General features: G+C 43.2%; 36 protein-coding genes and 1 pseudogene. 19 read left to right on the top strand and 18 right to left on the bottom strand.

Annotated features, from left to right (window positions below; translation table 11 throughout):
• Nucleotide 1 precedes the first annotated feature (1 nt).
• Together ACWIUD_RS09640 and mqnE are read left to right on the top strand one after the other, a co-directional pair.
• On the top strand, nt 2–259 hold the full coding sequence (locus ACWIUD_RS09640) for a hypothetical protein (protein ID WP_454148720.1): 258 nt from the start codon (nt 2–4) through the stop codon (nt 257–259).
• 98 nt (nt 260–357) lie between these two features.
• On the top strand, nt 358–1,401 hold the full coding sequence (gene mqnE, locus ACWIUD_RS09635; RefSeq protein WP_454148719.1) for an aminofutalosine synthase MqnE: 1,044 nt from the start codon (nt 358–360) through the stop codon (nt 1,399–1,401).
• On the opposite strand, the gene ACWIUD_RS09630 is transcribed toward mqnE, so the two are convergent.
• Nucleotides 1,398–1,541 carry a hypothetical protein gene (locus ACWIUD_RS09630; protein WP_454148718.1) on the bottom strand — a complete coding sequence of 48 codons (144 nt, stop codon included), beginning with the start codon at nt 1,539–1,541 and terminating at the stop codon, nt 1,398–1,400. The two genes, mqnE and ACWIUD_RS09630, sit on opposite strands and share 4 nt — an antisense overlap.
• Between ACWIUD_RS09630 and ACWIUD_RS09625 the strand changes: the two genes are divergently transcribed.
• From ACWIUD_RS09625 to actP, 5 genes are all read left to right on the top strand, one after another.
• The gene (locus ACWIUD_RS09625; RefSeq protein WP_454148717.1) at nt 1,525–1,857 is read left to right on the top strand and encodes a hypothetical protein; all 333 of its coding nucleotides are present in this window, start codon (nt 1,525–1,527) and stop codon (nt 1,855–1,857) included. The two genes, ACWIUD_RS09630 and ACWIUD_RS09625, sit on opposite strands and share 17 nt — an antisense overlap.
• Nucleotides 1,818–1,982 (top strand): hypothetical protein, encoded by a 165-nt coding sequence (locus ACWIUD_RS09620; RefSeq protein WP_454148716.1) that lies wholly within the window; start codon nt 1,818–1,820, stop codon nt 1,980–1,982. Before ACWIUD_RS09625 ends, ACWIUD_RS09620 begins: the two co-directional genes overlap by 40 nt.
• A 28-nt stretch (nt 1,983–2,010) precedes the next feature.
• A complete protein-coding gene (locus ACWIUD_RS09615) occupies nt 2,011–2,187 on the top strand; it encodes a hypothetical protein (protein WP_454148715.1) in 177 nt (58 codons plus the stop codon).
• A gap of 273 nt (nt 2,188–2,460) precedes the next feature.
• Nucleotides 2,461–2,820: a DUF485 domain-containing protein gene (locus ACWIUD_RS09610; RefSeq protein ID WP_454148714.1), complete on the top strand. Its 360-nt coding sequence runs from the start codon at nt 2,461–2,463 to the stop codon at nt 2,818–2,820.
• Nucleotides 2,821–2,830: 10 nt separating this feature from the next.
• Nucleotides 2,831–4,486 carry a cation/acetate symporter ActP gene (gene actP / locus ACWIUD_RS09605; protein ID WP_454148713.1) on the top strand — a complete coding sequence of 552 codons (1,656 nt, stop codon included), beginning with the start codon at nt 2,831–2,833 and terminating at the stop codon, nt 4,484–4,486.
• A gap of 146 nt (nt 4,487–4,632) precedes the next feature.
• Here the strand turns inward: actP and ACWIUD_RS09600 are convergent, their stop codons facing one another.
• Nucleotides 4,633–5,010 carry a hypothetical protein gene (locus tag ACWIUD_RS09600; protein WP_454148712.1) on the bottom strand — a complete coding sequence of 126 codons (378 nt, stop codon included), beginning with the start codon at nt 5,008–5,010 and terminating at the stop codon, nt 4,633–4,635.
• A 60-nt stretch (nt 5,011–5,070) separates the two neighbouring features.
• Here ACWIUD_RS09600 and ACWIUD_RS09595 point away from each other — a divergent pair, with 60 nt between their 5' ends.
• Genes ACWIUD_RS09595 through ACWIUD_RS09585 form a run of 3 tightly spaced genes read left to right on the top strand, consistent with a single transcriptional unit; the run spans nt 5,071 to nt 6,832 of the window.
• A complete protein-coding gene (locus ACWIUD_RS09595) occupies nt 5,071–5,418 on the top strand; it encodes a c-type cytochrome (RefSeq protein ID WP_454148711.1) in 348 nt (115 codons plus the stop codon).
• Nucleotides 5,415–6,068, top strand: a complete 654-nt coding sequence (locus tag ACWIUD_RS09590; RefSeq protein ID WP_454148710.1) for a M48 family metallopeptidase — start codon at nt 5,415–5,417, stop codon at nt 6,066–6,068. Before ACWIUD_RS09595 ends, ACWIUD_RS09590 begins: the two co-directional genes overlap by 4 nt.
• A gap of 2 nt (nt 6,069–6,070) precedes the next feature.
• Nucleotides 6,071–6,832, top strand: a complete 762-nt coding sequence (locus ACWIUD_RS09585) for an SDR family NAD(P)-dependent oxidoreductase (RefSeq protein ID WP_454148709.1) — start codon at nt 6,071–6,073, stop codon at nt 6,830–6,832.
• On the opposite strand, the gene ACWIUD_RS09580 is transcribed toward ACWIUD_RS09585, so the two are convergent.
• Both ACWIUD_RS09580 and ACWIUD_RS09575 read right to left on the bottom strand, forming a co-directional pair.
• The gene (locus ACWIUD_RS09580; RefSeq protein ID WP_454148708.1) at nt 6,809–6,940 is read right to left on the bottom strand and encodes a hypothetical protein; all 132 of its coding nucleotides are present in this window, start codon (nt 6,938–6,940) and stop codon (nt 6,809–6,811) included. The two genes, ACWIUD_RS09585 and ACWIUD_RS09580, sit on opposite strands and share 24 nt — an antisense overlap.
• The gene (locus tag ACWIUD_RS09575; protein ID WP_454148707.1) at nt 6,919–7,119 is read right to left on the bottom strand and encodes a hypothetical protein; all 201 of its coding nucleotides are present in this window, start codon (nt 7,117–7,119) and stop codon (nt 6,919–6,921) included. Before ACWIUD_RS09575 ends, ACWIUD_RS09580 begins: the two co-directional genes overlap by 22 nt.
• Before the next feature lie 69 nt (nt 7,120–7,188).
• Between ACWIUD_RS09575 and ACWIUD_RS09570 the strand changes: the two genes are divergently transcribed.
• A complete protein-coding gene (locus ACWIUD_RS09570) occupies nt 7,189–7,914 on the top strand; it encodes an exodeoxyribonuclease III (RefSeq protein ID WP_454148706.1) in 726 nt (241 codons plus the stop codon).
• Here ACWIUD_RS09570 and ACWIUD_RS09565 read toward each other — a convergent pair.
• The 6 genes and pseudogenes from ACWIUD_RS09565 to ACWIUD_RS09540 all read right to left on the bottom strand — a co-directional run bounded on the left by ACWIUD_RS09565 (nt 7,876) and on the right by ACWIUD_RS09540 (nt 9,503).
• Nucleotides 7,876–8,055: a hypothetical protein gene (locus ACWIUD_RS09565; protein WP_454148705.1), complete on the bottom strand. Its 180-nt coding sequence runs from the start codon at nt 8,053–8,055 to the stop codon at nt 7,876–7,878. The two genes, ACWIUD_RS09570 and ACWIUD_RS09565, sit on opposite strands and share 39 nt — an antisense overlap.
• 17 nt (nt 8,056–8,072) lie before the next feature.
• Nucleotides 8,073–8,201 carry a hypothetical protein gene (locus ACWIUD_RS09560; RefSeq protein ID WP_454148704.1) on the bottom strand — a complete coding sequence of 43 codons (129 nt, stop codon included), beginning with the start codon at nt 8,199–8,201 and terminating at the stop codon, nt 8,073–8,075.
• Nucleotides 8,198–8,365 (bottom strand): hypothetical protein, encoded by a 168-nt coding sequence (locus tag ACWIUD_RS09555; protein WP_454148703.1) that lies wholly within the window; start codon nt 8,363–8,365, stop codon nt 8,198–8,200. The genes ACWIUD_RS09560 and ACWIUD_RS09555 overlap by 4 nt, the downstream gene beginning before the upstream one ends.
• Nucleotides 8,366–8,374: 9 nt before the next feature.
• Nucleotides 8,375–8,932 (bottom strand): ribosome recycling factor, encoded by a 558-nt coding sequence (gene frr, locus ACWIUD_RS09550; RefSeq protein ID WP_454148702.1) that lies wholly within the window; start codon nt 8,930–8,932, stop codon nt 8,375–8,377.
• Nucleotides 8,933–9,000: 68 nt separating this feature from the next.
• Nucleotides 9,001–9,279, bottom strand: a pseudogene (gene secG, locus ACWIUD_RS09545) (preprotein translocase subunit SecG); the annotation flags it as partial.
• On the bottom strand, nt 9,276–9,503 hold the full coding sequence (locus ACWIUD_RS09540; protein WP_454148701.1) for a hypothetical protein: 228 nt from the start codon (nt 9,501–9,503) through the stop codon (nt 9,276–9,278). The gene ACWIUD_RS09540 and the pseudogene secG, both read right to left, overlap by 4 nt.
• Before the next feature lie 80 nt (nt 9,504–9,583).
• On the opposite strand from ACWIUD_RS09540, the gene ACWIUD_RS09535 reads away from it, so the two are divergent.
• From ACWIUD_RS09535 to ACWIUD_RS09525, 3 genes are read left to right on the top strand one after another with little or no spacing between them, the layout of a single operon-like run.
• Entirely contained in the window at nt 9,584–10,591 is a 1,008-nt protein-coding gene (locus ACWIUD_RS09535) for a Fe(3+) ABC transporter substrate-binding protein (protein WP_454148700.1), read from the top strand.
• A gap of 37 nt (nt 10,592–10,628) precedes the next feature.
• The gene (locus ACWIUD_RS09530) at nt 10,629–12,212 is read left to right on the top strand and encodes an ABC transporter permease (RefSeq protein ID WP_454148699.1); all 1,584 of its coding nucleotides are present in this window, start codon (nt 10,629–10,631) and stop codon (nt 12,210–12,212) included.
• The gene (locus ACWIUD_RS09525) at nt 12,209–13,366 is read left to right on the top strand and encodes an ABC transporter ATP-binding protein (protein WP_454148698.1); all 1,158 of its coding nucleotides are present in this window, start codon (nt 12,209–12,211) and stop codon (nt 13,364–13,366) included. The genes ACWIUD_RS09530 and ACWIUD_RS09525 overlap by 4 nt, the downstream gene beginning before the upstream one ends.
• Here the strand turns inward: ACWIUD_RS09525 and ACWIUD_RS09520 are convergent.
• The 3 genes from ACWIUD_RS09520 to ACWIUD_RS09510 are packed head-to-tail and all read right to left on the bottom strand — an operon-like array spanning nt 13,326 to nt 14,296.
• A complete protein-coding gene (locus ACWIUD_RS09520) occupies nt 13,326–13,487 on the bottom strand; it encodes a hypothetical protein (RefSeq protein WP_454148697.1) in 162 nt (53 codons plus the stop codon). The two genes, ACWIUD_RS09525 and ACWIUD_RS09520, sit on opposite strands and share 41 nt — an antisense overlap.
• Before the next feature lie 28 nt (nt 13,488–13,515).
• A complete protein-coding gene (locus ACWIUD_RS09515; protein WP_454148696.1) occupies nt 13,516–14,055 on the bottom strand; it encodes a DJ-1 family glyoxalase III in 540 nt (179 codons plus the stop codon).
• Nucleotides 14,056–14,113: 58 nt separating this feature from the next.
• Nucleotides 14,114–14,296 (bottom strand): hypothetical protein, encoded by a 183-nt coding sequence (locus tag ACWIUD_RS09510; RefSeq protein WP_454148695.1) that lies wholly within the window; start codon nt 14,294–14,296, stop codon nt 14,114–14,116.
• A gap of 58 nt (nt 14,297–14,354) precedes the next feature.
• Here ACWIUD_RS09510 and ACWIUD_RS09505 point away from each other — a divergent pair, with 58 nt between their 5' ends.
• On the top strand, nt 14,355–15,065 hold the full coding sequence (locus ACWIUD_RS09505) for an outer membrane beta-barrel protein (protein WP_454148694.1): 711 nt from the start codon (nt 14,355–14,357) through the stop codon (nt 15,063–15,065).
• An 8-nt stretch (nt 15,066–15,073) separates the two neighbouring features.
• On the opposite strand, the gene ACWIUD_RS09500 is transcribed toward ACWIUD_RS09505, so the two are convergent.
• The 5 genes from ACWIUD_RS09500 to hemL are packed head-to-tail and all read right to left on the bottom strand — an operon-like array spanning nt 15,074 to nt 19,034.
• Entirely contained in the window at nt 15,074–15,721 is a 648-nt protein-coding gene (locus ACWIUD_RS09500) for a hypothetical protein (protein WP_454148693.1), read from the bottom strand.
• The gene (locus ACWIUD_RS09495) at nt 15,715–16,899 is read right to left on the bottom strand and encodes an MFS transporter (protein ID WP_454148692.1); all 1,185 of its coding nucleotides are present in this window, start codon (nt 16,897–16,899) and stop codon (nt 15,715–15,717) included. The genes ACWIUD_RS09500 and ACWIUD_RS09495 overlap by 7 nt, the downstream gene beginning before the upstream one ends.
• Before the next feature lie 37 nt (nt 16,900–16,936).
• Entirely contained in the window at nt 16,937–17,491 is a 555-nt protein-coding gene (locus ACWIUD_RS09490; protein ID WP_454148691.1) for an AtpZ/AtpI family protein, read from the bottom strand.
• Between the two features lie 15 nt (nt 17,492–17,506).
• Nucleotides 17,507–17,749 (bottom strand): hypothetical protein, encoded by a 243-nt coding sequence (locus ACWIUD_RS09485; RefSeq protein WP_454148690.1) that lies wholly within the window; start codon nt 17,747–17,749, stop codon nt 17,507–17,509.
• On the bottom strand, nt 17,742–19,034 hold the full coding sequence (gene hemL, locus ACWIUD_RS09480; RefSeq protein ID WP_454148689.1) for a glutamate-1-semialdehyde 2,1-aminomutase: 1,293 nt from the start codon (nt 19,032–19,034) through the stop codon (nt 17,742–17,744). The genes ACWIUD_RS09485 and hemL overlap by 8 nt, the downstream gene beginning before the upstream one ends.
• A 170-nt stretch (nt 19,035–19,204) precedes the next feature.
• Here hemL and ACWIUD_RS09475 point away from each other — a divergent pair, with 170 nt between their 5' ends.
• The 4 genes from ACWIUD_RS09475 to ACWIUD_RS09460 all read left to right on the top strand — a co-directional run bounded on the left by ACWIUD_RS09475 (nt 19,205) and on the right by ACWIUD_RS09460 (nt 24,544).
• The gene (locus ACWIUD_RS09475) at nt 19,205–20,386 is read left to right on the top strand and encodes a NifS family cysteine desulfurase (protein ID WP_454148688.1); all 1,182 of its coding nucleotides are present in this window, start codon (nt 19,205–19,207) and stop codon (nt 20,384–20,386) included.
• Nucleotides 20,387–20,397: 11 nt separating this feature from the next.
• On the top strand, nt 20,398–21,378 hold the full coding sequence (locus tag ACWIUD_RS09470) for an iron-sulfur cluster assembly scaffold protein (RefSeq protein ID WP_454148687.1): 981 nt from the start codon (nt 20,398–20,400) through the stop codon (nt 21,376–21,378).
• Nucleotides 21,379–21,612: 234 nt separating this feature from the next.
• Nucleotides 21,613–21,828, top strand: a complete 216-nt coding sequence (locus ACWIUD_RS09465) for a hypothetical protein (RefSeq protein WP_454148686.1) — start codon at nt 21,613–21,615, stop codon at nt 21,826–21,828.
• On the top strand, nt 21,806–24,544 hold the full coding sequence (locus ACWIUD_RS09460) for an FAD-binding and (Fe-S)-binding domain-containing protein (RefSeq protein WP_454148685.1): 2,739 nt from the start codon (nt 21,806–21,808) through the stop codon (nt 24,542–24,544). Before ACWIUD_RS09465 ends, ACWIUD_RS09460 begins: the two co-directional genes overlap by 23 nt.
• Nucleotides 24,545–24,873 lie beyond the last annotated feature (329 nt).

Here is a 24,873-nt window from a genome sequence, read left to right as displayed (position 1 = left end):
TTTGCAATTTTTCGGGGTGTCGCAGACCCCAAGTCTAGTCTCCACCCCAAAAAATTGCAAAAACTCTACAAGCACAACCGCAATTCGCAGAATTTGCGAGCGAAGCGAAGCAACCAATACTAGAATTGTTTTAAATGCAGAATCTAAAATAGATTCGTCATTGCAAGGCGCACAAAGCGAAGCGAGTGCAACGAAGCAATCCAAAATTCTCCCCCTCCCTTGCGGAGGGGGACAAAGGGGGTGGGTAGATTTATTTTAGATTCTACGATTTTCACACGAATCGCAAAATCCACTCAAATTCTCATTCAAAAAATGCTACAATTTCGCCTTTAATTCTATGCAATTTAGGACAAAAAAATGATTGATTTAAGCGATTTAGACGCGAAAAATTTAGTGCGACTTTATGATTTGGATTTGTTTGAATTGGGCGAAATGGCGGATTCGATTAGGCAGCAAAAGCACAAAAACAAGGTGTATTTTAATCTAAATCGCCACATAAATCCTAGCAATATTTGCGCTGATATTTGCAAATTTTGCGCATTTAGCGCACATCGCAAGAATCCAAACCCTTATGAAATGACAAAAGATGAGATTTTGGCATCTGTCAATGGCGCGTATAGTCGCGGGGCGCGGGAGTTTCATATAGTTAGCGCACATAATCCAAACTATGATTATGCGTGGTATTTTGAGATTTTTAGGACGCTAAAAGCGCGATTTAGCGACATTCACATTAAGGCTTTGACTGCGGCAGAGGTGGATTTTTTGCACCGCAAATTTGGCAAGGATTATGAGATGATTTTGCGTGATATGGAGGATTGCGGCGTGGATTCGATGCCCGGTGGCGGGGCTGAGATTTTTAACGCTGAAATCCGCGCAAAAGTTTGCAAAGGCAAGGTGAGCGCGGAAAATTGGCTAAAAATCCACGCACTTTGGCATAAAATGGGGCGCAAAAGCAATGCGACAATGCTCTTTGGACATATCGAATCAAAGATTCATCGAATCGAGCATATTTTGGCGATTAGAAATTTACAAAATGAGAGTTTGGGATTCAATGCTTTTATCCCTTTGCTTTATCAAAAGCAAAATAATTTTCTCAATATCACGGATTTTCCTAGCGGAATCGAAGTGCTAAAAACTATCGCCATTAGCCGAATTTTGCTCCCAAATGTCCCAAATATCAAGGCGTATTGGGCGACTTTGGGGCTAAATGTCGCGCTAGTGGCGCAGGAATTTGGCGCAAATGACATTGATGGCACGATAGAGCAAGAAAATATCCAAAGCGCAGCGGGGGCGAAAAGCAAAAATGGCGTTAGCAAAGAGTTGCTAATTGCGCAAATAAAAGACGCGGGATTTGTGCCTGTGATGCGGGATAGTTTGTATAATGAGATAGAAGCGTTTTAGATTCTGCGATTTGGCAAAAGATTCTGCGAATCGCAGAATCTAGTGTGTTTTTCGTCATTGCGAGCGAGCGAAGCGAGCGTGGCAATCCAAGATTCTGCGTTTTTCGCAGAATCTAATAAATTATTGTGCGAAGCACCCAAATCTCGCCCGCTTCGTGGTGCAAAAAATCGGGAGCAAACGAGCAGTAGTGCGAGTGCCGATTTTTTGCTAGAAGCGGATAAGCGAGGCACTCCCCCTAAAAGCGAAAAGCGGCAGCTTTTGGCGAGTAGGGGGAGCGGGGAGGGGGGTGCAGCCCTTTTGCGAGAAAAAACAAACGAATCAAATAAACTAAATGACGACACTATCGAAAATTCTGCGAAATGCACGAAAAACGCAGAATCTAGCGCGTTTCATTCGTGCGAGAATGACAATTTGAGATGGATTGCCACGAAAATCCTACGGATTTTCTCGCAATGACGGAAAAAACGCAGAATCTAATTGTGGATTGCCACGAAAATCCTACGGATTTTCTCGCAATGACGCAAAAATCGATTTTACCCACCCCCTTAATCCCCCTCCGCAAGGGAGGGGGAAAATTTTGAGATTCTTCGCTCACTGCGTTCGCTTAGAATGACAAAATGGATTGCTTCGTTGCACTTGCTTCGCTTCGTGCGCCTCGCAATGACAGAAAAATCGCAGAATCTAATTGTGGATTGCCACGAAAATCCTACGGATTTTCTCGCAATGACGGAAAATTCGCAGAATCCAAATAAAAAATCAAACGAAATTCGCCAAATCTCGCAATGATATATCAAAAATCCCGCGCCGTAATTCAAAATCAAATTTCACGCAAAAAGTCAAAAAACTTATATTTTTTTGAAATTAAAAATTTTTGCAAAAAGTATATTTTCACGCTAGATTCTACGATTTTTGATTTTTTAAAACTCTTTTTTGTTACATTTTTGCAAAATTCTTGCAGAATCTACTTCGATTTTACATTTACAAACAAAAACTTTGTGATAACCTTAAAGCGTTGCATAAATTTTTGTGACAAAATTTTACAAAAAAAAGGGAGATTTTATGAGAAAAGTTACGGCAGAAGGCGCAAAGGCGCGGTTTTATAAATTTGTCGCATTTAGAGATAGATTCTGCGTGTGGTTGTCGCTTGTGATTATTGTGATTTATTACGCGTTTGTGGCGAGTGTGGGATTTTTGCCTGAAATGCTTGGGTATCGCTTAGGTCCTAGCTCAATTACGCTTGGCATTTTGTGGGGCATTGCGATAATCGTCACTTCAATCGCAAGCACGGGCATTTACACGCTTTTTGCAAACAAATATTTCGACAAAGAGCAAAGCGAGATAATCGAAGATTTAAGCGAAAGTGGCGCGTTAGATTCGATGATAAAAGGCGCAGAATCTAGCGTAGATTCTACGAAATAAGGGGGATTTTATGAAAAAAGCATTTTTAATTAGCGCGATTTTAGGCGTTTTAAGTGGCGCATTTGCCGCTGGGATTGACACGGCGGGCTTGGAGCAGGGCGAGCGAAACTACTTTGCCATCGGTATGTTTTTGGTTTTTGTCCTTGCTACGCTTGGCATTACTTATTTTTCGAGCAAAGTCTCACAATCCGCCGCTGGATTTTACACCGCTGGTGGCAATATCACGGGTTTGCAAAATGGCATTGCGATTGCTGGGGACTTTATGAGTGCGGCGAGCTTTTTAGGCATTGTGGGGCTAGTTGTGGCAAATGGCTTTGATGGGCTGATTTACTCCATCGGCTTTTTGGTGGGGTGGCCCATTGTGCTATTTCTAATCGCTGAGAAGTTTCGCAATTTAGGCAAATACACATTTGCGGATATCATCGCGTATCGCTTGGATTCAAAAAAAGTGCGGACGATTTCGGCGATTTCGGGACTAGCGGTGGTAATGTTTTATCTAATCGCGCAAATGGTTGGCGCAGGTGGGCTAATTCAGGTGCTTTTTGGGTTGCCTTACTCGTATGCGATAATAATTGTCGGCATTTTGATGATTTGCTATGTGACTTTTGGCGGTATGCACGCAACTACTTGGGTGCAAATCATAAAGGCACTTTTATTGCTCGGTGGCGCGACTTTGATGGCGATTTTGATTTTGCAAAAGAGCGGATTTGACTTGCATAAATATTTTGAAATGGCAATTAGCAATCACGCAAAGGGCGATGCGATTATGAAGCCCGGCACTTTTTTGCCTGACCCTGTGAGTGCGATTTCGCTAGGACTTGCGCTGATGTTTGGCACGGCGGGATTACCACATATTTTGATGCGATTTTTCACGGTGAAAAACGCCAAAGAAGCGCGAAAATCGGTATTTTACGCCACAGGATTTATCGGGTATTTTTACATTTTGACTTTCATCATCGGCTTTGGAGCGATTGCATTTTTGATAAATGACCCATCATTTATTAACGATGAAGGCAAGAGCCTAATCCCGCCAAATATGGAGGCAGTTTTGCTCTCAAAAGTGCTAGGTGGCGATATATTTTTAGGATTTATCTCGGCGGTGGCGTTTGCTACGATATTAGCGGTGGTTGCGGGGCTTACAATCTCGGGTGCTGGGGCGATTAGCCACGATTTATTTGTGAATGTATGCAAGGATGGCAAGTGCGATTCAGCAACCGAAATGCGCGTGACAAAAGCCGCGACAATCGGCATTGGCATTATCGCAATCATTTTAGGACTTGCATTTCAGGGGCAAAACATCGCATTTATGGTGGGACTAGCCTTTGCAATCGCGGCAAGCGTGAATTTCCCAATAATCTTGCTTTGCATTTATTGGCGTAACTTAACCACAAATGGCGTCCTTTATGGTGGCATAATCGGGCTTGTGTGCGTGCTAACGCTAGTGCTTTTAAGCCCGAGCGTGTGGGTAAAAGTGCTAGGATTTGAAAGCGCGATTTTCCCCTATGACCATCCTGCGATTTTCTCAATGCCGCTTACATTTGTGGCGATTTGGGTGATTTCAAAGAGTGATTCAAGCATTCGCGCAAAAAAGGATAAAGATGGATTTGCGGCGCAGGATTTTCGTGCGCAAAGTGGGATAGGGGCGAGTGAAGCAGTGGCACATTGAAAAGATAGGGGCAATTTGTTCTGGGGTAATCTTTACGCGTTGTTTTTATACAAAACTTCGCGCGAATGGTCACCCAAGTTCTATTTCGCTTGTTTCGCATAAAAACAACGCAAAGCACTACCGCCATTACTTCGATGGTTGCTTCGCTACGCTCGCAAAACAAGGCAAAGCCGAAGTTTCTTTATCCAATCCTGCGGATTGTAGATTCTGCGATTCGCAGAATCTAATAAAAAAATACGAAAATATCGCAGATTCTGCGTTTTTACGCGATTCGCAGAATCTATTTTAAAATTGTCATTTTGAGCGAGTGAAACGAGCGAAAAATCTCCGTCATTGCGAGGCGCACGAAGCGAAGCGAGTGCAACGAAGCAATCCACACGCCCTAGATTCTGCGATTTTTGTGTTAGATTCTGCGATTCACAGAATCTTTGGATTGCCACGATTTTGTTTTCGCAAATGCAGGGCTTGCAAGCAAATCTCGCAATGACAAAAATAAACACGCCTAGATTCTGCGTTTTCCGCAAAATTTCGCAGAATCTGGCACTAATTTTGCTATCATTTCCACAAAAATTTTAAGGATTTTTATGCGAATTTTTATGATTTTACTTGCATTTTGCTCGCTCTTTGCGCAAGATGAGCGCAGGGAGTTTATCACGCAGATTGAATATGGCAAGGCGTTGTATAAAAATCCGCGCGGGATTGGGTGCATAAAGTGTCACGGGGGAAACGCGGAGGGCGCGGTAATTAGCATTATTTATCAAAATGGCAAGGCAAAGAAAATCACCGCGCCAAGCATTCGTGGCATAAATTTTTTACGATTTGAGAGTGCGCTAAAAAATCCAAAAGGGCTAATGCCTAGCTACAATCTCACAAACTCCGAGCTTATCGCACTTTATGCGTTTCTAAATCCAAATTTCAAACTACCAAAATGACCTACGAGCTCACAAAGAAAAATATCAAATCGCTAACCCTTCGCGTGGATAAAAATGGCGTCATAAAGGTTTCTGCGCCCCGCCGCGTGGATAAAGAATACATCGATAGCTTTGTGGCGAAGCATAGCGAGTGGATTGCCAAAAAACGCGACAAAATCCCTAAATACGCGGACGGAGAGGCGATTTGGTATTTTAATGAAAAGTATATTTTAGATGTGCGAATCGGCGATAAAAACAGCGTGTATGAATCGCAGAATCTTTTCGGCGAAAAAACGCTAGAAATCACGCTAAAAACGATGGATTCTGCGAATCAAATGGCGCAAATCAAAAAGATAATTTTCAAATGGTATCGCCAAAAATCGCAGAATCTAATAAATGAAATCATCGCAAAGCACAAAAGCACGATAAATAGGGAGGTTTCACATATTAGCTTGCGTGAGATGACTAGCAAATGGGGCAGTTGCAACTATAAAAGCGCGCGAATCTCCCTAAATGTCGCACTTTTTGCACGCCCGCAGATTTGCTTTGAGTATGTTTTATGCCACGAACTCGCGCATTTGCTCCACCCAAATCACGGGAGCGGATTTTACGCGGTGCTTGGCGAGTTAATGCCAAATTGGCGTGAAATAAAATCAATATTGAAAGGATGAAAATGGTAGCATTGGTAACAGGCGCAAGTGTGGGCTTTGGACGCGAAATCGTGCGAAGATTCGCAAATGCGAATCACAAAGTTATCGCCCTTGCACGGCGCGAATCTAAATTGAAAGAATTGCAAAATGAATGCGGGGGCGAAAGCGTGGCGATTATGCCTTGTGATATTTGCGACATAGAGGCGGTTAAGGCAGGTTTGCAAAGTTTAGGCGAGAGCGACAAATCACTGCAAAAAATCGATATTTTGGTAAATAATGCGGGACTTGCGCTTGGGCTATCAAGCGCGGATAAGGCAGAGATTGGCGATTGGGAGCGAATGATTGAGGTAAATATTTTGGCACTAATTCGCCTAACGCACCTACTTTTGCCCCAAATGGTGGCGCAAAAAAGCGGACACATTATAAATATCGGCTCGATTGCAGGGAGCTATCCCTATCCCGGTAGCAATGTTTATGGCGCGACAAAGGCGTTTGTAAAGCAATTTAGCCTAAATCTCCGCGCGGATTTGTTTGACAAAGGGATTCGCATTAGCAATATTGAGCCCGGACTTTGCGGTGGGAGCGAGTTTTCGCTGGTGCGCTTCAAAGGCGATAAAGCAAAGGCAAATGCCGTGTATGATGGCACAGAGCCACTAAGCCCAAAAGATATTGCTGAAATCGTGCTATGGGTGGCGACTCAACCAAAGCGCGTAAATATCAATCGAATCGAAGTTATGCCGACTATGCAAGCGCCAAGTGCGTTAAATGTCGCTAAAAAAAGTTAGATTCTGTGGTTTTGGGTGGCAATTTGTTCTGGGGTAATCATTTGAATTATTTTTGCATAAAACCACGCTCGATGGACGCCAAAGTCCTATCTCGCTTGTTTCACGCAAAAATAATCCAAAGCACTACCGCCATTACTTCGATTGTGATTCGTTACACGAATCAAATTGTAAAATAATCTGTCATTGCGAGGCGAATCGTAGATTCGCCGAAGCAATCCAAAGGGCGCGAATCTAAACGATAGATTCTGCGAAATGTGTAAAATTCGCAGAATCTGCAAAATTTTCATATTTTTTAAGAAAAATTTAAGGGGGGGGGGAATTATAATGCCCTTTTATTTTAATAAAAGGGAGGCTAAATGAAGCTAATTTCTTGGAATATCGAAGGATTGAAGGCAAAGGTTGAAGGCAAAAGATTGCAAGATTTAGTGGCGGCGCAAAAGCCTGATTTGCTGTGTTTGCAAGAGGTAAAAACGGCTGATTTTCCGCACGAGCTTAACGCACTTGGCTTTAAAAATATCTTGCATAACACACAAAAGCAAAATAGCGGTGTGATGACGCTATGCAATCGTGCAGTTGTGGCGGATAAAAAATGCGAATTTGCAGATGACGCGCAAGCAAGGGCGATTGAGAGCCACTTTGGGGATTTTGTGCTGTTTAATATCTATTTTCCGTTAGGCGACAAGGATATGGATTACAAGCTAAAATTTTATAGCGATTTTATCGACTATCTCGCAAATTTTAGCGACAAAAAAGTCATAATTTGTGGGGATTTTAATATCGCGCATAAGGATATGGACTTGAATACGCAGTGGAGCGGTGTGGGCACTTTGGCGGATGAACGAGCATTGATGGATAAACTCATAAATTTGGGCTTTGTGGATACGCTTCGTGCGATGAATGCAAGCGAGCGCAAAATCACTTGGATTAGCCATCAAAATCGCAATGCGAAAAATTATGCGGGGTTAAGATTGGATTATATTTTCATCAGCGAAAATCTCCGCCCTGCACTAAAAAACGCCTTTATTGTGGATAGCAGCTTTGGCTCAGACCACAATCCTATCGGCGTTGAGATTGAGTTGTAGATTGTGCGATTTGCGGGAGATTCTGCGAGATTTGTGTAATTCGCAGAATCTGCGGTGCGTTGCGTGATAGATTCTGCGATTTATCCCGTCATTACGAGATTTGGCAACTTTGTCAAAAAGTGCAAAATAGTGGCAATCCATTAGGAAGAATCTGTATTTTAGACGAATTGCTTACTTACAATGAATCTGCATTGATTCGCTTTTGGTTTATTGATTTTTTTTGTGGATGGTTGCTTCGCTTCGCTCGCAAATTCTGCGAATTGCTTCGTTGTTTTTACTTCGCTCAAACTGCCTCGCAATGACGAAGTGGGAGTAGATTCTGCGTTTTTCGCATTTGATTCGCAGAATCTTGATGGATTGCCACGAGAATTCGCATTCGCTCATTCTCTCGCAATGACGGAGTTTTTTTGAGATTCTTCGCTCGTTTCACGCGCTCAGAATGACAAAACAATCGCAGAATCTAAACTTTCAAAATCTCTTCTTCTTTATGCTTCACCATTTCGTCCGTCTTTTTCACAAACTCATCGGTGATTTTCTGCACTTCATTTTGTCCTGCTCTGCTCTCATCTTCGGTGATATTTTTGTCTTTTTCTAATTTTTTAATCGCATTGTTTGAATCTTGACGGATATTGCGAAGCGCAATTTTGGTTTTTTCGCCCATTGACTTTGCCTCTTTTGCGATTTGCTCCCTTTGCTCTTTTGTCATCGGGGGGAAAAATAACTTCACACTATCGCTGTCGCTATTTGGATTTACCCCGATATTTGCCTCTGCGATGGCGCGTTCGGTGTCTTTCAATAGATTTTTATCCCACGGCGTTACGATTATCGTGGTGGCATCTTGCGCAATCACCGAGCCAATTTGATTTAGCGGCGTGGGAGTGCCATAATAATCCACGCGAATATTATCCAAAATCGCCACGGACACCTTGCCACTGCGAAGTGTGCCAAAGTCGCGTTTTAGGGCGTCAATGCTCTTTTGCATACTCTCTTTTGTGTGATTATAGACTTCATTTAGCATCATTTATCCTTTTTGCCAAAGGGCGAATCGCCCACATTTGGCGCATCAAACTCTAATTTTTTGGGTTCAGGCGCACTTTGTGGCACTTCGATTTTTTTGTTATCAAAGACGGATTTGCTTGTTTCTTTGTTATAAAAATACCCTAGCGCGATGGTGTTTATGATGAAAACTAGCCCCGCAATCATCGTAAATTTCGCTAAAAATCCAGCCGGACCTTTCGCGCCAAAAAGGCTCTCGTTGCTCCCGCTATACACGCCAAGCCCGATACTTGAACTTTTCTGCAAAAGGACTGCGATTGTGATGATGATTGATAGTAGAATCTGCACCGCTAAAAGAATGCTTGTCATTGCGTAACTCCGTGAATTTTATGGATTTTAAAAAAATAAAAGTTGCGATTGTAGCATAAAAATCTTAAAAAAATATTTATTCGAATCGATTCGCAGAATCTCGCAAAATTTCGCCGAATCTCGCTAATTTTTGCAGAATCTAATGCGATTTCGCAGAATCTTTTCGCAGAATCTAAATGCGATTTGCAGAATCTTTTCGCAGAATCTACACAAAAAAAACACAAAAAAATGATTTTTATTCTTATTTAAGTTTTGGTTTGCTAAAATCGCGCTTTTTAAATTTAAAAAATGAGAAGGATAAAAAATGAAGTTTTTTAAGATAGTTACGCTTGGCGTGGCGTTTAGCGCGATTTTAGGTGCAAATGAAGTGAATATTTATTCACATCGCCATTATGACACGGACAAGGGCATTTTCAAAGCATTCACGGACAAAACGGGCATAAAAGTCAATGTGCTTCAAGCAAAAGCAAACGAACTCGCCCAAAGGCTCGAATCTGAGGGCAAAAACAGCAAAGCGGATATTTTTATCACAGCAGACGCGGGCAATTTAGAGCAAGTGCGCGTAGCGGGGCTTTTTCAAAGTGTCACTAGCGATGAAATCGAAGCTCTCTCGCCAAAAGCGTGGCGTGGCAAGAATAATGAGTGGTTTGCCATATCCAAACGCGCTAGGATTATCATCGCTTCAAAAGAGCGCGTCCTAAAGGGTAGCATTGCAAATTATGAAGATTTGACAGACGCAAAATGGAAGGGCAAGATTCTTGTGCGAAGTTCAAGCGCGGTGTATAATATTTCGTTGCTCTCGCAAATGATTGAAACGCTTGGACGCGATGAAGCAAAGGCGTGGGCGAGTGGTATCGTCCAAAATATGGCGCGAACTCCAAAGGGTGCGGATAGAGACCAGATTCGCGCGGTGTATGCGAAAGAAGGCGATGTGGCGATTTCAAATAGCTATTATTTGGGGCATTTGCTAAATTCGAAAAACGAAAACGACCGCAAGGCGGGAGAAAGCGTCTATGTGATTTTCCCAAATCAAAATGGGCGTGGCACTCACATAAATGTAAGTGGCGTGGGCGTGCTTAAAAACGCGCCAAATAAGGCAAATGCGATTAAATTAGTAGAGTTTTTGCTATCCCCCGAAGCGCAAAAAATGCTAACTGATGGCAATTTTGAATATCCAATAAATCCAAATGTCGAGCCAAATGCGCTTTTAAAAAGCTGGGGCGAGTTCAAAGTGCAAGAGCCAGACTTTGAGAGTTATTACAAAAATGCCAAAGAAGCGTTGAAAATCTTTGATGAAGTGGAGTGGCGGTAGGGCGGTGCGATGAAAATTTAAACAGGCGCGAATCCAAATGAAAAATCTAAATTTTAAGTGGATTGCCCCTGCGATTATTCTCGCAGGATTCGTGCTTGTGCCGATTTTTGTAGTGATTTTTCATCTGCCATTTATTGATTTAGGGACGCTTAGTCATTTGAGTAGATTCGTGCTACCGCGCTATATTTTGGGTAGTGCGATTTTGCTTTTTGGGGTGCTAATTTGCACTTTGATTTTAGGTATTTTAAGCGCGTATTTAATCGCATTTTATGACTTTTTTGGACGCAAAATCTTTGAAATCGCCCTTATTTTGCCACTTGCCATCCCTGCGTATATTATGGGATTTGCGTGGGTAAATCTATGCGAATTTGAGGGTGTGATACCCACGCTATTTGGGATAGATTCACGCATTGATATTATGAATACCGCAGGGGCGATTTTGATTTTGTCTTTTTCGCTCTACCCTTACATTTATTTTTTCACTAAAAACAATTTTTCGCAGAATCTTGGCACGATAATTCGTAGCGCGCAAAGTTTGAGTGGCTCATCTATGCGGATTTTTTGGAGAGTTGTTTTGCCATTTTGTCGCGTTAGCATTGTGGGGGCGAGTTTGCTAGTGCTAATGGAGACGCTAAGCGAATATGGGCTTGTGTCGTATTTTGGCGTGGATTCATTTAGTGCGGGGATTTTTCGCACTTGGCTTGGCGGTGGCGATAAAAGCAGTGGTGTTGCGCTATCGGCGGTTATGATAATTTTTGTTTTTATAATTGTGGTAGCTGAATCCTATCAGCGCAAATCACGCTCTTACGCACAAAGCGCGTTTTTGCCTACGCCTAGACAAAAATTGTGCGGATTTAAAAATGCGTTTGCGTTTTTTATATGCTTTGCGGTGCTATTTTTTGCCTTTATTGTGCCATTTGCGTGGCTTTTGTATTGGGGATTTTATGATATAGCGCAAACCTTTCCCAAATTTACAAGCGCGATGATTTATAGCTTGGCGATGTCGTTTAGTAGCTCATTTGCAATCGTTTTAATCGCATATTTCCTTTGCTTTGTGGTGCGACTTGGCGGTGGCAGAGCGGCAAAGGCGATTTTAGCACTCGCAAGTCTTGGATATGCAATCCCCGGCGCGGTTGTGGCGATTGGCATTTTGCTATTTTTGGGCTTTATAAACACGCACATTTTATCTCCGCTAAATATCGCTTACGCGCTTGGTGGGGGATTTGCGGTGCTATTTTTTGGATATTTGGTGCGATTTTTGGCATCGGGCATATTTGCGATTCAAAGCGGATTTACCAAAATCCCGCGAAATTTTGACTTTGTAGCGTTAAATCTCAAAGCCACTCCGCTTCGCATTTTTACCAAAATCCACTTTCCGCTAATCCGCACTAGCCTAGCACTCGCCTTTGTCATCGTGGCAATCGACATTTTAAAAGAGCTCCCCATCTCTACGATTTTGGCAAGTTCGGGCTATCAAACTTTGGCAGCTGCCGCCTTTGGATACAGCGACAATGAGCAAATCTATGACGCCGCCTTGCCTAGCCTACTAATCGTGCTTTTTGCGCTAATCCCAACGCTTCTAATGCACTTTTTACATAAAAATGACGGAGGCGCGAAATGAAAATTTTAACCATAAAAAATCTAAGCAAATCTTTTGGCAAAACGCCCGTGTTGCAAGATATTAGCTTTGAAGTGGGTAGTGGCGAAATCGTGGCGATTTTAGGCGAGAGTGGCTGTGGCAAAAGCACACTTTTAAGCGCGATTGCAGGATTTTTTGGCATAGATGGCGGAGAGATTTGGCTGTGCGGTGAAAAAGTGGCAGATTCTGCGAATTTCGCCCCGCCAAAAGAGCGCAATGTCGGCATTTTGTTTCAAGACTACGCGCTATTTCCGCATTTTAGCGTGAAAGAAAATATTTTGTTTGGTATCGCGCATTTGCAAAAGGCAGAGCAAAAACAACGCTACGATGAGCTGGTAGCAATGCTTGGGCTTGAAACGCTTGGCACTCGCTATCCGCACGAGATTAGTGGCGGACAGCAACAGCGCGTGGCACTAGCGCGCTCTCTCGCCCCGCGCCCCAAAATGATTTTATTTGATGAGCCATTTTCAAATCTCAATCACACGATGAGCACGAGAATGCGAAGCGATATAAAGGCGATTTTACGCACACACGGGCTTTCTGCGATTTTTGTGACGCACGATAGGGAGGACGCCTTTGCTTTGGCGGATAAAATTATTTTGATGGAGGGCGGTAAAATCATCGATAAAGGCACTCCAAAAGAGCTTTATGAAAATCCAAAAAGCGCGCAAAGTGCGGAATTTTTGGGCGTGATAAATGTGATTGAAAAAAGTGCGATTGAGAATGTGAAAAATGCGAATTTTCGCAAATTTTTAGAAGCAAAAAATGGGCTGATTCGCCCAAAAGAGTTGCGGATAGTGGGAGATTCTGCGAATGGGGGAGATTCTGCCTGTTATCCCCCCTCCCTTGCGGAGTTTGAATCTAAAAATCCCCCCTCCCTTGCGGAGGGCGACTCTCAATCTCTCCCCCTCCCTTGCGGAGGGGGATTAAGGGGGTGGGTAGATTTGCAAGATTCTGCGAAATCCGCCAAATTCGCAGAATCTAGCGCGATTTCTAACTGCGTTTTTGCCGAAGTTTTGGATAGCGTTTTTTATGGCGATTATTATGAAATCATCGTGTGCGTCGAGAATCTACGCTTTACATTGCAAACATTTTTTAAAATAAACTCAAAAGAAATAATGTTAAATTTTGATTAGATTCTGCGAATTCAGCCAAAAACGCAGAATCTGCGCTAGATTCTGCGATTTTTTCCGTCACTTGCGAGATTCTGCGTTTTTCTGTATTTTTTCCGTCACTTGCGAGATTCTGCGTTCGCAATGACGACGCGGGGCAGATTCTGCGAAATCTAATCTAACAACAACTCTTTTGCGATTTTATCGCGCACATCGCGCCCTAGCAGGTATTCCACAATCGCAAGGGCAAAGAGAGTGGCACTTGCAGGACCATTTGCGGTGATGATATTTTCATCGATAACCACGCGCTCCGCGCAATATTTCGCACTCGAACTTATCGCATTTTCACAGCTTGGGTAGCGGGTAAATTTATTTTTTAGCACACCTGCCTTGCCTAGCACGATTGGCGATGCGCAAATCGCCGACACTAGCTTACCTTGCGCATTTAGCTCTTGCAACGCATTTATTACAAAATCATCATTGCAGAGATTTTGCATACCATCATAGCCACCAGCAAGGGCGATTGCGCTAAATTCGGCTAAATTTACCGCGCTCAAATCGCACTCGCTTTGCAAAATGATATTATGCGCCCCGCACACAGACTTTTCGCGCCCTGCCAAAACCACGCAAAGCCCAGAGCGGCGCAAAATATCCACAATGCTAACTAGCTCAATTTCCTCAAATCCGCGCAAAATAGGCACTAAAACTTTCATTTTCCCCCCTTAAATTTAAATGCGAAATTATGGCAAAATCACTCTTAAATCGCAGAATCTAGCGGAGATTCTGCGATTTTTCTGTCACTTGTGAGATTCTGCGTTTTATTGCAATTTTCGCAGAATCTAGTGTAAAAAAATCCGTCATTGCGAGATTTGACGAAGTCAAATCGTGGCAATCCATATTATTATTTTTTTTGGATTGCTTCGTTGCACTCGCTTCGCTTCGTGCGCCTCGCAATGACGAAATGCGGGCAGATTCTGCGTTTTATTGATTTTTGCATTAGATTCTGCGTTCTATGCGAGATTCTGCGCCAAAGATTACCAAAAAGAATGTAAAGCGCATAGCAAAGAAAAACGCAGAGATAAAACTAGCAAAGCAAGAAACAAGCGGATTTTTCTTGGGATTTGGCGGAACATTGGCAAATCCAAGCGCGACTAGTGAATATAGCAGGAAAATTAGAGTATATTCTGCTCTTATGCCTAGCGGTTATTGGGGAGCAAACTATGTTTATGTATTGTGGGGCACTTACTATCCTGCAAATGTCGATGGCGGATTTGAAGCGTTGCTAGGATATAAGCACTTTGCAAATCCATACTTTGGAGTGCGCTCTTATTTGGATTACAATGCGCGATTTTTGGATTTATTACATTCGCATAATTTCACCGCTAACTTTGATATGCTAATAAATTTTGTGACAACCAAACCTTTAAAGGTGGGATTTGTGCTAGGATTTGGCTATGGGCTAGTGTATGAGCGCGTAAATAGCGATATTTGCAAGTATTTCAATGATTGCAATATAATAGGCGAGACGATGCAGGGGAACTTTGGAGTGCGCTTTGTGATTTACAACAACAGCGCGATTGAAGTGCTATTTCAGCCGCGATATTCGGGTAGATTGCTTACGGAATTATACAAAAGCAGCTACGGCACAAATCGCTACGAGTTATTAAATGAAATCAAAGAAGTCGCGTTGATTGGCACTTTGCGATTTGTATATACATTTTAGCGCAACTTTTAATGCAACTTTCGCACGGCGTAAATCGCGCTTGTGAGCGTGGATAGGGCGATGCCTAGCAAAAATGGGATTGCGAAAAATGCGCCGTTGTTGATGAGTGCGATGACGCTAATCCCCAAAAATGCGTAGGATAGAAGGCGAAAAAGTCCAAATGAGATTTTTGCACCGATGAAAAATCGCTCTTTTTTGGGGAGAGATTCAGGGGTAGATTCTGCGATTTTGGTATTATTTTCATTAGATTCTGCGTTTTGTTTGCAACTTTCATTAGATTCTGCGTTCGCAGAATCTTGGATTGCTTCGGTCGCTTCGCTCCCTCGCAATGACGGATTTTTTGAATCATTTAAATCCTCCGCAATTCTAGTATCTTGCGCGAGTTTCGTGGGTTGTGCCGAAAAATTCGAGTGAGATAGAACTAGTGGTTCATCGAGCGAGAATTTTTCAAACTCCCGCGAAGGTCGCGTGAGAGACGAATTGCCAATACCCAAAGACGAATCGCCACAAGCACTAATCTTTCTCATTACCGAGCGATACGAGCTCCACACAATCATCATCGCCCCCACCCACGCCACTTCAAAGCTTATCAAAAATCGCACATCAAGCACCGCCACAATCAAAGCGCACACGAGATTCGCGCATAAAATCAGCATTTTTCGCCCTTTACAATCAGCAAATAATACGCCACCAGCGCAAAAATCGCAATCACACCGCACCCCAAAAACGCCACGCTAAAATCCCACGCCCCAATCGCAAATCCCAAAAAATATGGTCCCACCCCCGCGCCCAAGTCTATCATCATAAAATATGTCGCTGTGGCAAGTCCCAATTTGTCCTTTGGCGCGAGTTTGATGGCGAGACTTTGCGCCGATGAGACGAAGTTACCATAGCCAAAGGCGCAGCAAATCGCCCCCAAAATTAGCACGAATCCATTTTGCGCAAAAGCGATTAAAACAAGCGCAAGTGCGAGAAAAACAAGCGATGGCGCGATGATTGCATTATGCCCTTTGATATCAAAAATGCGCCCAGCAAAAGGGCGAATGAGAAGCGAAGTCACCGCATACACGATAAAAAACGCCGAGCCAGCTTCTATCAGCCCCCGCTCTTTGCAATACGCGCCAATAAAGCTCAAAATCCCGCCAAAGCAAAACGCCACCAAAAATCCCACAAACGCGATTCGCAGGGCACTTGGCTCGATAAATTCAAGCAATTTTGTTTTTAGCGAGTGAGTGCGTGGCTCAAAGTGCAATGCGCCCTTTTTTAGCTCACGCACCTTCATCGCAAACACACACAAAATCGCACACGCTATAAACCCAAGCGACACGCAAAATCCCGCGTCAAACGCACTATGATTCACCAAATACACCGCCACAAAGGGCGCAATCCCACTTGCCACCACGCTACTAAGCCCATAATACCCAATGCCAACGCCCCGCTTAAAACTCGGTATCATTCGCGCTACAATCGTCCCGCACACGCTAGAACACAGCCCAAAGCTAAGTCCGTGCAAAAATCTAGTGAGATTTAGCAAGGCGATATTATGCGCGAAAAAATACAGCGCATTAAACGCAAGGGAGGCGAAAAGCCCTAAAATAAGCCACTTTTTAAGATTGAGCTTATCCAAACTTTTGCCAACGCAAAGTCTAGCCACCATCACGCCGATGACAAAAATCCCACTTGCAAACCCCGCCACCGCGCTTTTTGCGTGCAAAATATCTAGCGCATAGCTTGTCGAAATGATGGTGGTTAGGTAAAAACTCGCCGATATGCAAAAATTTATCCAAATCACAGCGATGAAATAGAAATTAAAAAGATTGTAGCGTTTTGTCATTAAAATCCTTTATGTGCGGTGCTGTGGCATTTTTAAGCTATTTTTCATTTTTGTATTTTGGATTTTCTTTGATTTTTTCAAAGTCGCGCAGTTCGGCTTTATAGACTTTATAGACATTTAAAATAGCAGCGGCAATCCCCCACGCCACGCCTAAAAATAACACCCAAAATACGCCAAAGATTTTTTGCATTAGCACCCCTACGCCAATTCCTAGCAAAATCGCTACGACAATGGAGATGCCAAGAGATAAGCCATTTGCACCGACAATTAAAGGACGCAATTTTGGCGTAGATTCTGTTTTTTTTGTATTTTTTTCGCTAGATTCTGCGTTTTTTGTTTGATTCGCAGAATCTACATTTTGTTCTCCCTCCCTTGCGGAGGGGGCTAGGGGGTGGGTAGATTCTGCGATTAGATTCTGCGAAATTGCGTTAGATTCTGTGATTTTTATGCGATTCGCAGAATCTAGATTCTGTGTTTTTTTCGTCATTGCGAGATTTTGCGTAGCAAAATCGTGGCAATCCACATTTAGATTCTGCGTTGTTATGTAAGATTCTGCGATTTTTGTATTTTTCGCATTATTATTTTTTTGCATTTTTAACCCACCCCCTTAATCCCCCGCGCGCATTTGGGAGGGGGAGAATTTTAGATTCTGCGATTTTTTTGTCATTCTGAGCGAACGAAGTGAGCGAAGAATCTCTGTTTTTTGAGATATTTCGCTTCGCTCAATATGACAATTTTGTTTGGATTGCTTCGTTGTGGCTTCGCCACTGCCTCGCAATGACGAAGTGGGACGCGAATCTATCGATTCGCCTTGCAATGACAAATCATTTGAATTGCTTTCATTATCCATTTCGCAACTCTTCAAACACCACTTCACACGAATCTACTACTCTATCAATGACAGATTCGTCCATCGCCGTGCAAACAAAGCCCGTCTCAAATGTCGATGGCGCAAAATACACACCTCTCTCTAACATTTTTTGATGAAACTTCGCAAAAAGCGTGGTATCGCTCTTTTTGGCGTCATCAAAATTTCGCACAGGCTTGTCGTTAAAGAAAAAGCCAAACATACTGCCACGCACGGCAGTTTGCATTGCAAAGCCAAAGCGATTCGCCCTATCTTTCATACCATTTGTCAAACGCAACGCCAAATTTTCCAAATTCGCATAAAGATTATTGTCTCGCTTTATTTGCTTCAACACCGCTAGTCCCGCCGATACAGCGATAGGATTGCCACTCAAAGTCCCTGCTTGATAAACCGCACCTGTTGGGGATAGCATTTCCATAATGTCGCTTCGTCCGCCAAATGCCGCTAGTGGCAACCCTCCGCCGATAACTTTGCCAAAAGTCGCCAAATCAGGCGTTACTTCATAAAATCCAAGTGAGCCTTTCAAAGACGCGCGAAATCCGCTCATCACTTCATCAAAAATTAGCACCGCGCCAAAAATATCGCATAGCTCTCTCACGCCTTTGATAAACTCCGCTTCCGCAGGGACTAGCCCCATATTTCCTGCAATGGGTTCAATTATCACACAGGCAACCTTTCCACTTGCCTTAAAACACGCTTTTAGCGAATCCAAATCATTATACCGCGCCACAAGCGTGTGTTTGCTAAAATCCTGTGGCACACCGGGCGAACTAGGATTGCCAAAAGTCGCACAGCCACTTCCCGCGCTCACAAGCAATGAATCGCTATGCCCGTGATAGCAGCCATCAAACTTTATAATATCATCTCTCCCTGTAAATGCCCGTGCTAAGCGAATCGCACTCATTGTCGCCTCCGTGCCAGAGCTTACAAGGCGAATCTTTTCGATTCCATCATACACTTCGATAATCTCTTTGGCGAGTTTTGTCTCCATCGTAGTAGGCGCACCATAGCCCACGCCACGCTCTAATGCCTCTCTTATTGCTTCAAGTGTCGCGCTATCTTTATGCCCTAAAATAAGCGGTCCCCAGCTCTGCACGAAATCGACATATTTGTTGTTGTCCTCATCGATGAGATAGCAACCATTCGCGCTTTTTATCATTCTAGGATTACCACCCACAGAGCTAAACGCGCGGACAGGCGAATTTACGCCCCCTGCAATCACCGCCTTTGCTTCGTTGAAGTCGTTTATGGAGTTTAAAATATTCATCTTTGTCCTTTGAATCTAAAAATTTTTAGCAATTATACTACTTTAAAGCGTGTAAAATATACAAATTTTATGAAATTTTGTGTAATTTTTCTTGCTTTTTTTGCAAAATTTCATATAATGCCAAACTTTTTAAATAATAATTTTTATCAAATTTGAAACATATAAAGGAAATGAAATTGAAGGAAGTTTATTTAGACAACAACGCCACCACAATGGTGGATAGCGCGGTTTTTAGCGCGATGAGTGATTATTTTTGCAAACACTACGGCAATCCAAATTCGCTTCACAAAATAGGCACGGACACGCATAAGCCACTGCGCGAGGCATTTGATAAGATTTATAACGCAATAGGCGCAGATTCAAGCGATGATGTCATAATCACTTCGTGTGCTACGGAGTCAAATAATTGGGTGCTAAAAGGCGTGTATTTTAATGAAATTTTGCGAAATGGCGGGAAACTTGGGGACAAAAATCATATCATCACCACGCAAGTAGAGCACCCTGCGATTAGCTCAACTTGCGCGTTTTTGGAGGAATTGGGCGTGAAAATCACCTATATTCCTGTAAATAGCAAGGCTGGGATTGACGCTTCTGCCGTGCGTGATGCGATTACACCCCAAACTATGCTAGTTAGCGTAATGTGGGCAAATAACGAAACAGGCGTGATTTTTCCCGTGCAAGAAATCGGGGCGATTTGCAAAGAAAGGGGCGTTTTATTTCACACGGACGCCGTTCAAGCGATTGGCAAGATTCCCGTAAATGTGCGCGAATCAAATGTCGATTTTTTGAGTTTTAGCGCACATAAATTTCACGGACCAAAGGGCATTGGCGGACTTTATATTCGCGCTGGATTGGAGCTTTCCCCACTTTTTCACGGCGGTGAGCAAATGCAGGGCAAACGCAGTGGGACGCTAAATGTGCCTTATATCATCGGTATGGGCGAAGCATTTGCGTTAGCAAAGGCGCATTTGGATTTTGAAGCTGACAAAGTGCAAAAAATGCGCGACAAACTTGAATCCGCGCTTTTAGCGCACGATGATGTGCTGATAATCGGGCGCGATTCGCCCCGTGTGCCAAATACGATTTTGGCAAGTATTCGAGGCATTGAGGGCGAAGCAATGCTTTGGGATTTAAACAAAGCTGGTATTTGCGCATCTACGGGCAGTGCGTGTGCAAGTGAGGATTTGGAGGCAAATCCTGTGATGAGTGCCATCGGCGCAGACAAAGAGTTAGCACACACGGCGATTCGATTGTCGCTATCGCGATTCACAACCGAATCTGATATTGATTATGCCATTGGCGTGATAGATTCGGCGATTAAGCGACTTCGCAATATTTCAAGTTCATATTAAAGGAAAAAGTTATGGGAAAAGATAATTTATTAGGCGGTTCATTGTGGGAGGCGTATTCTAAAAAAGTCCAAGAGCGAATGGACAATCCCACGCATTTAGGCGTCATCACGCAAGAGGACGCAGACAAAAAAGGCGCGAAACTAATCGTAGCAGACTATGGCGCGGAGGCTTGTGGCGATGCGGTGCGATTGTATTGGCTAGTTGATTCAAATGACACGATAATCGATGCGAAATTCAAAAGTTTTGGCTGTGGGACGGCTATCGCAAGTAGTGATATGATGGTAGAGCTATGCCTAAATAAAAAAGTCCAAGACGCCGTAAAAATCACAAATATCGATGTAGAAAAGGCACTCCGCGATGACCCCGATACTCCCGCAGTGCCCGGACAAAAAATGCACTGCTCCGTAATGGCTTATGATGTGATTAAAAAGGCAGCGGGGCTTTATTTGGGCAAAAGCGCGGAGGATTTTGAAGATGAAATCATCGTGTGCGAATGTGCGCGGGTTAGCCTATCTACGATAAAAGATGTGATACGCCTAAATGATTTGAAATCCGTTGAGGAAATCACGCAATACACCAAAGCAGGGGCATTTTGCAAGTCCTGCATAAAGCCGGGCGGACACGAAAAAAGAGAGTATTATTTGGTGGATATTTTGCGTGATGTCCGCGCTGAAATGGAGGCTGAAAAGCTAAAAGCAAACGCCACAAAGTCAAGCGCAGGGACGCTAGAATTTAAAGATATGACAATGGTGCAAAAGGTAAAGGCGATTGATAAAATCATCGATGAAAATATCCGCCCTATGCTTATGATGGATGGCGGAAATATGGAAATCATCGACATCAAGGAAACTAGCGATAATTTTATCGATGTGTATATCCGCTATTTGGGCGCGTGTAGTGGCTGTGCGAGTGGTTCTAGTGGGACGCTTTTTGCAATCGAATCGATTTTACAAGAAAATTTGGCGCAAAATATAAGGGTGTTGCCTATTTAAGATTTTGCGAGATTTATTTTAAGATTCGGCGAAAAGTGCGCTAGATTGGGCGAATTTATTTAAAGATTCTGCGTTTTTATTTAAAAGATTCTGCGAAAAACGCGATAGATTCTGCGTTTTTATTTTAGATTCTGCGAATCGCAGAATCTTAACGCCACAAAATCACAAAAATCCACATTTAGATTCTGGCAGAATCTACCAAAAAATCATCATTTTTGTTATAATCTTTCACTTTTGAGGGAGATTCTGCAAATCTTTGGAGATTCTGCGATTTTTGGGCGAGATTCTGCGAATTTTGCAGAATCTGTAAAATTGGGAGATTTTATAATTTTTTTGGAGGTAGGAAATGAGTGCAAAGCCAAACTACACACACTTCATAAGCAAGGCAAAATCAATCTGCATTGGGCGCGTTTGGGATTCGCGCTTAATGCGATACGCACTAGGCGTTGATGCGAGCTGTTATAGCTATGTGCCAAAAGTCGTCATTCGCGCAAACAGCGAGGACGAAATCATCGCTCTTTTGGCACTTGCTAGACAATGCCACACACCTATCACTTTTCGTGCCGCAGGGACTTCATTAAGTGGACAATGCAGTAGCGATTCAGTGCTTGTTATCGCAAATGAGGGCTTTAAAAGCATTGAAGTTAATGGCAATGTCATCGAATGTGGCTGTGGAGTGATTGGCTGCGAGGCAAATGCGGCGTTAGCGAAGTTTGGCAAAAAGATTGGACCAGACCCAGCGACTATCACAACCGCGTTAATTGGCGGGATTTTCAACAACAATTCAAGCGGAATGTGCTGTGGCGTGGAGCAAAATAGCTATAACACCATTCATTCTGTCCGTGCGGTGCTAACAGACGGCACTATCATCGATACAAGCGACAAAAATAGCGTTGAATCTTTTTGTAAAACCCACGCACACATTGTAGAATCTCTGCAAAAACTCCGCGCCGAAATTTTAGCTGACGATGAGCTGACAAAACTCATCGCACGAAAATACAAAATCAAAAACACCACAGGATACAGCATAAACGCCCTAGCAGATTTTAGCGACATTGCGGACATTTTAAATCACATTTTAATCGGTAGCGAGGGGACTTTGGCATTCATTAGCAAGGTGCGCTACAACGCCGTGATTGACGCAAAATTTAAGGCGTGTGGATTGCTATTTTTTGCGGATTTGAGCGAGGCGAGTAAGGCAGTTGTCGCGCTATCAAAACTTGGGCGAGATAAAGTTGTGAGCGCGGAAATGATGGATTATGCCTGTCTTATGGCGGTTAAAGATAGCGAAGGGATACCTAGCATAGTCAAAGAGTGCAAAGAGGGCTATTCGTGCATTTTATTTCAAAGCGAATCACAAGAGACATCAAAGTTAGAGGCGAATCTAGTCGCCATAAAAGCAGAGTTAGAATCCATCAAAATGCCATTTACGCCGTTGTATTCAAAGGATTCGCGTGAGTATGATGCGTGGTGGAAGATTCGCAAGGGAATCTTGCCTATTGTCGCAGGGACGCGCCCCAAAGGGACTACGATTATCACCGAAGATGTGTGCTTTGAGATTGATAAATTTACCGATGGCGTGGCGTGGTTGCAAGAGTTGTTTAAAAAATATGGCTTTGATGGCGTGATTTTTGGACACGCGCTTGCGGGGAATCTGCACTTTAATATCACGCCCGATTTAAAGGACAAAAAGCAATATGAAAATTTTGCCGCGCTTGTGGAGGAAATGAGTAGCAAAGTCGCACTAATGGGCGGTAGTGCCAAAGCAGAGCACGGCACAGGGCGAATGGTCGCGCCATTTGTGGAAATCGAGTGGGGCAAAAAGGCTTACGCAATCAATGTGGCGATAAAAAATATCTTTGATTCGGAGCGACTTTTGAATCCAGATGTCATAATCAGCGATGATGCGACAATTTTTAAGAAAAATCTCAAATCCGCGCCCAAAAATCTACTCAATCTGCCCGAAAATAGTGAGATGATAAATCGCTGTATGGAGTGCGGATTTTGCGAGAAAAACTGCCCATCGCGTGAGATTACGCTAACACCGCGCCAGCGAATCGCAGTGCTACGCGAAATCACGCGACTTTTAGAGGACGGCAAAAAGTATGAGGCAGACGCACTTTTGAGCGAATATGAATACTTTGGCGATGAAACTTGCGCGGGGTGCTCATCGTGCCTTGCTCTTTGTCCGCTTGGGATTGATACCGCAAATGTCGCCTTTGAGTTGCGAAAAGCTATGAGTGGCAAAACGCAGAAATTCGCGCAAAAAATTTATGATAATTTTAGTGCGATTTTGAGCGTGGCGCGTGGGGGACTGCGAATCTACCGCTTTGCAAGTGTGATAATTAGTGAATTTTGGATTAGCAAAATCACAGGCGCATTGCATAAATTAAGCGCGAATCTGCCATTTACCCCGCCATTTATGCCCCGCGCAAATGGTTATAATCTCACAAATAAGGGCGAAAATCTGCCTGAAAAAGTCGTGTATTTCACTTCTTGCACAAATCGCATTTTTGCCCCAAATGCCAAACAACGCGACAAACGCCCATTGCAAGAAGTGGTGGAGAGCATTTGTGCGAAGGCAAAAATCGGCATAATTTATCCGCACAAAATCAAGCAAATGTGCTGTGGCAAAATGTTTGAGGATTATGAAAGCATAAAGGCGCAAAATATGGCATTTTTAGAATCTGAGCTAGAAAAGGCGACTTGTGGCGGGAAATATGCGATTTTAACAGACCATTCGAGTTGCTTTTACTCTACGATTGCGCAGTTTGGGGATAGATTCAAGGTGTATGACATTAGCGAATTTATTTTAAGCATAAGCGACAAACTTGCGTGGAGCAAGGTGGATTCGCCACTTTTGGTGCATAGACTTTGTTTGTTAAAAAAGATGGGCAAGGATAGCGCGATAGTGGAAGTGGCAAAGCTATGCAGCGATGATGTGCGCGTGGTAAAAAGCTTTGAGTGTTGCGGATTTGCGGGTAAAAAGGGCTTTTTCACGCCAGAGCTCAACAAGTCTAGCACGGCGCATTTGGCAGATGAGAGCGCGACAAATATCATCGGCGTGAGTTCAAGTAGCACTTGTGAGATAGGACTTTGCGCGTATAGTGAGAGTAAATTTCAAAGTGTGGCGTATTTAGTAGATAAAGCGACTAGCGCGAAATAGAATGCCTCAATTCGTCTTTGGGTGCATCTTTCGCACTTTTAAAATTTTTTGGGCATTCGCAGACCGCTAGTCTAGTCTCACACCCAAAAAATTTTAAAAATACAAAATCTCCACCGCAAAATACTAGAATTGTTTTTAAAGGCAAAAAAAAACGCCGTCATTGCGAGGCGCACGAAGCGAGGCGAGCGCAACGAAGCAATTCGCAGAATTTGCGAGCGAAGCGAAGCAACCATCCAAGATTCTGCGATTTCGCAGAATCTAAAATATTTTCTGCTACAATTCGCCTTTTATTTTTGAAAATAAGGATGTGAAAATGAAAGAGTTGATTA

Source organism: Helicobacter sp. 23-1044, assembly GCF_053654695.1.
Note: the sequence above shows the minus strand (reverse complement) of the source record. Positions and strands in the feature narration are given on the sequence as shown.

Excerpts from the sequence above, each read along its gene's own strand:
- mqnE (WP_454148719.1), top strand. The coding sequence starts at position 358 with ATGATTGATTTAAGCGATTTAGACGCGAAAAATTTAGTGCGACTTTAT.
- ACWIUD_RS09620 (WP_454148716.1), top strand. The coding sequence starts at position 1,818 with ATGGATTGCCACGAAAATCCTACGGATTTTCTCGCAATGACGGAAAAA.
- ACWIUD_RS09615 (WP_454148715.1), top strand. The coding sequence starts at position 2,011 with ATGACAAAATGGATTGCTTCGTTGCACTTGCTTCGCTTCGTGCGCCTC.
- ACWIUD_RS09610 (WP_454148714.1), top strand. The coding sequence starts at position 2,461 with ATGAGAAAAGTTACGGCAGAAGGCGCAAAGGCGCGGTTTTATAAATTT.
- actP (WP_454148713.1), top strand. The coding sequence starts at position 2,831 with ATGAAAAAAGCATTTTTAATTAGCGCGATTTTAGGCGTTTTAAGTGGC.
- ACWIUD_RS09595 (WP_454148711.1), top strand. The coding sequence starts at position 5,071 with ATGCGAATTTTTATGATTTTACTTGCATTTTGCTCGCTCTTTGCGCAA.
- ACWIUD_RS09590 (WP_454148710.1), top strand. The coding sequence starts at position 5,415 with ATGACCTACGAGCTCACAAAGAAAAATATCAAATCGCTAACCCTTCGC.
- ACWIUD_RS09585 (WP_454148709.1), top strand. The coding sequence starts at position 6,071 with ATGGTAGCATTGGTAACAGGCGCAAGTGTGGGCTTTGGACGCGAAATC.
- ACWIUD_RS09575 (WP_454148707.1), bottom strand. The coding sequence starts at position 7,119 with ATGAAAATTTTGCAGATTCTGCGAATTTTACACATTTCGCAGAATCTA.
- ACWIUD_RS09570 (WP_454148706.1), top strand. The coding sequence starts at position 7,189 with ATGAAGCTAATTTCTTGGAATATCGAAGGATTGAAGGCAAAGGTTGAA.
- ACWIUD_RS09565 (WP_454148705.1), bottom strand. The coding sequence starts at position 8,055 with ATGGATTGCCACTATTTTGCACTTTTTGACAAAGTTGCCAAATCTCGT.
- frr (WP_454148702.1), bottom strand. The coding sequence starts at position 8,932 with ATGCTAAATGAAGTCTATAATCACACAAAAGAGAGTATGCAAAAGAGC.
- ACWIUD_RS09535 (WP_454148700.1), top strand. The coding sequence starts at position 9,584 with ATGAAGTTTTTTAAGATAGTTACGCTTGGCGTGGCGTTTAGCGCGATT.
- ACWIUD_RS09530 (WP_454148699.1), top strand. The coding sequence starts at position 10,629 with ATGAAAAATCTAAATTTTAAGTGGATTGCCCCTGCGATTATTCTCGCA.
- ACWIUD_RS09525 (WP_454148698.1), top strand. The coding sequence starts at position 12,209 with ATGAAAATTTTAACCATAAAAAATCTAAGCAAATCTTTTGGCAAAACG.
- ACWIUD_RS09515 (WP_454148696.1), bottom strand. The coding sequence starts at position 14,055 with ATGAAAGTTTTAGTGCCTATTTTGCGCGGATTTGAGGAAATTGAGCTA.
- ACWIUD_RS09505 (WP_454148694.1), top strand. The coding sequence starts at position 14,355 with ATGCGAGATTCTGCGCCAAAGATTACCAAAAAGAATGTAAAGCGCATA.
- ACWIUD_RS09500 (WP_454148693.1), bottom strand. The coding sequence starts at position 15,721 with ATGCTGATTTTATGCGCGAATCTCGTGTGCGCTTTGATTGTGGCGGTG.
- ACWIUD_RS09495 (WP_454148692.1), bottom strand. The coding sequence starts at position 16,899 with ATGACAAAACGCTACAATCTTTTTAATTTCTATTTCATCGCTGTGATT.
- ACWIUD_RS09490 (WP_454148691.1), bottom strand. The coding sequence starts at position 17,491 with ATGCAAAAAAATAATAATGCGAAAAATACAAAAATCGCAGAATCTTAC.
- ACWIUD_RS09485 (WP_454148690.1), bottom strand. The coding sequence starts at position 17,749 with ATGGATAATGAAAGCAATTCAAATGATTTGTCATTGCAAGGCGAATCG.
- hemL (WP_454148689.1), bottom strand. The coding sequence starts at position 19,034 with ATGAATATTTTAAACTCCATAAACGACTTCAACGAAGCAAAGGCGGTG.
- ACWIUD_RS09475 (WP_454148688.1), top strand. The coding sequence starts at position 19,205 with ATGAAATTGAAGGAAGTTTATTTAGACAACAACGCCACCACAATGGTG.
- ACWIUD_RS09470 (WP_454148687.1), top strand. The coding sequence starts at position 20,398 with ATGGGAAAAGATAATTTATTAGGCGGTTCATTGTGGGAGGCGTATTCT.
- ACWIUD_RS09460 (WP_454148685.1), top strand. The coding sequence starts at position 21,806 with ATGCGATACGCACTAGGCGTTGATGCGAGCTGTTATAGCTATGTGCCA.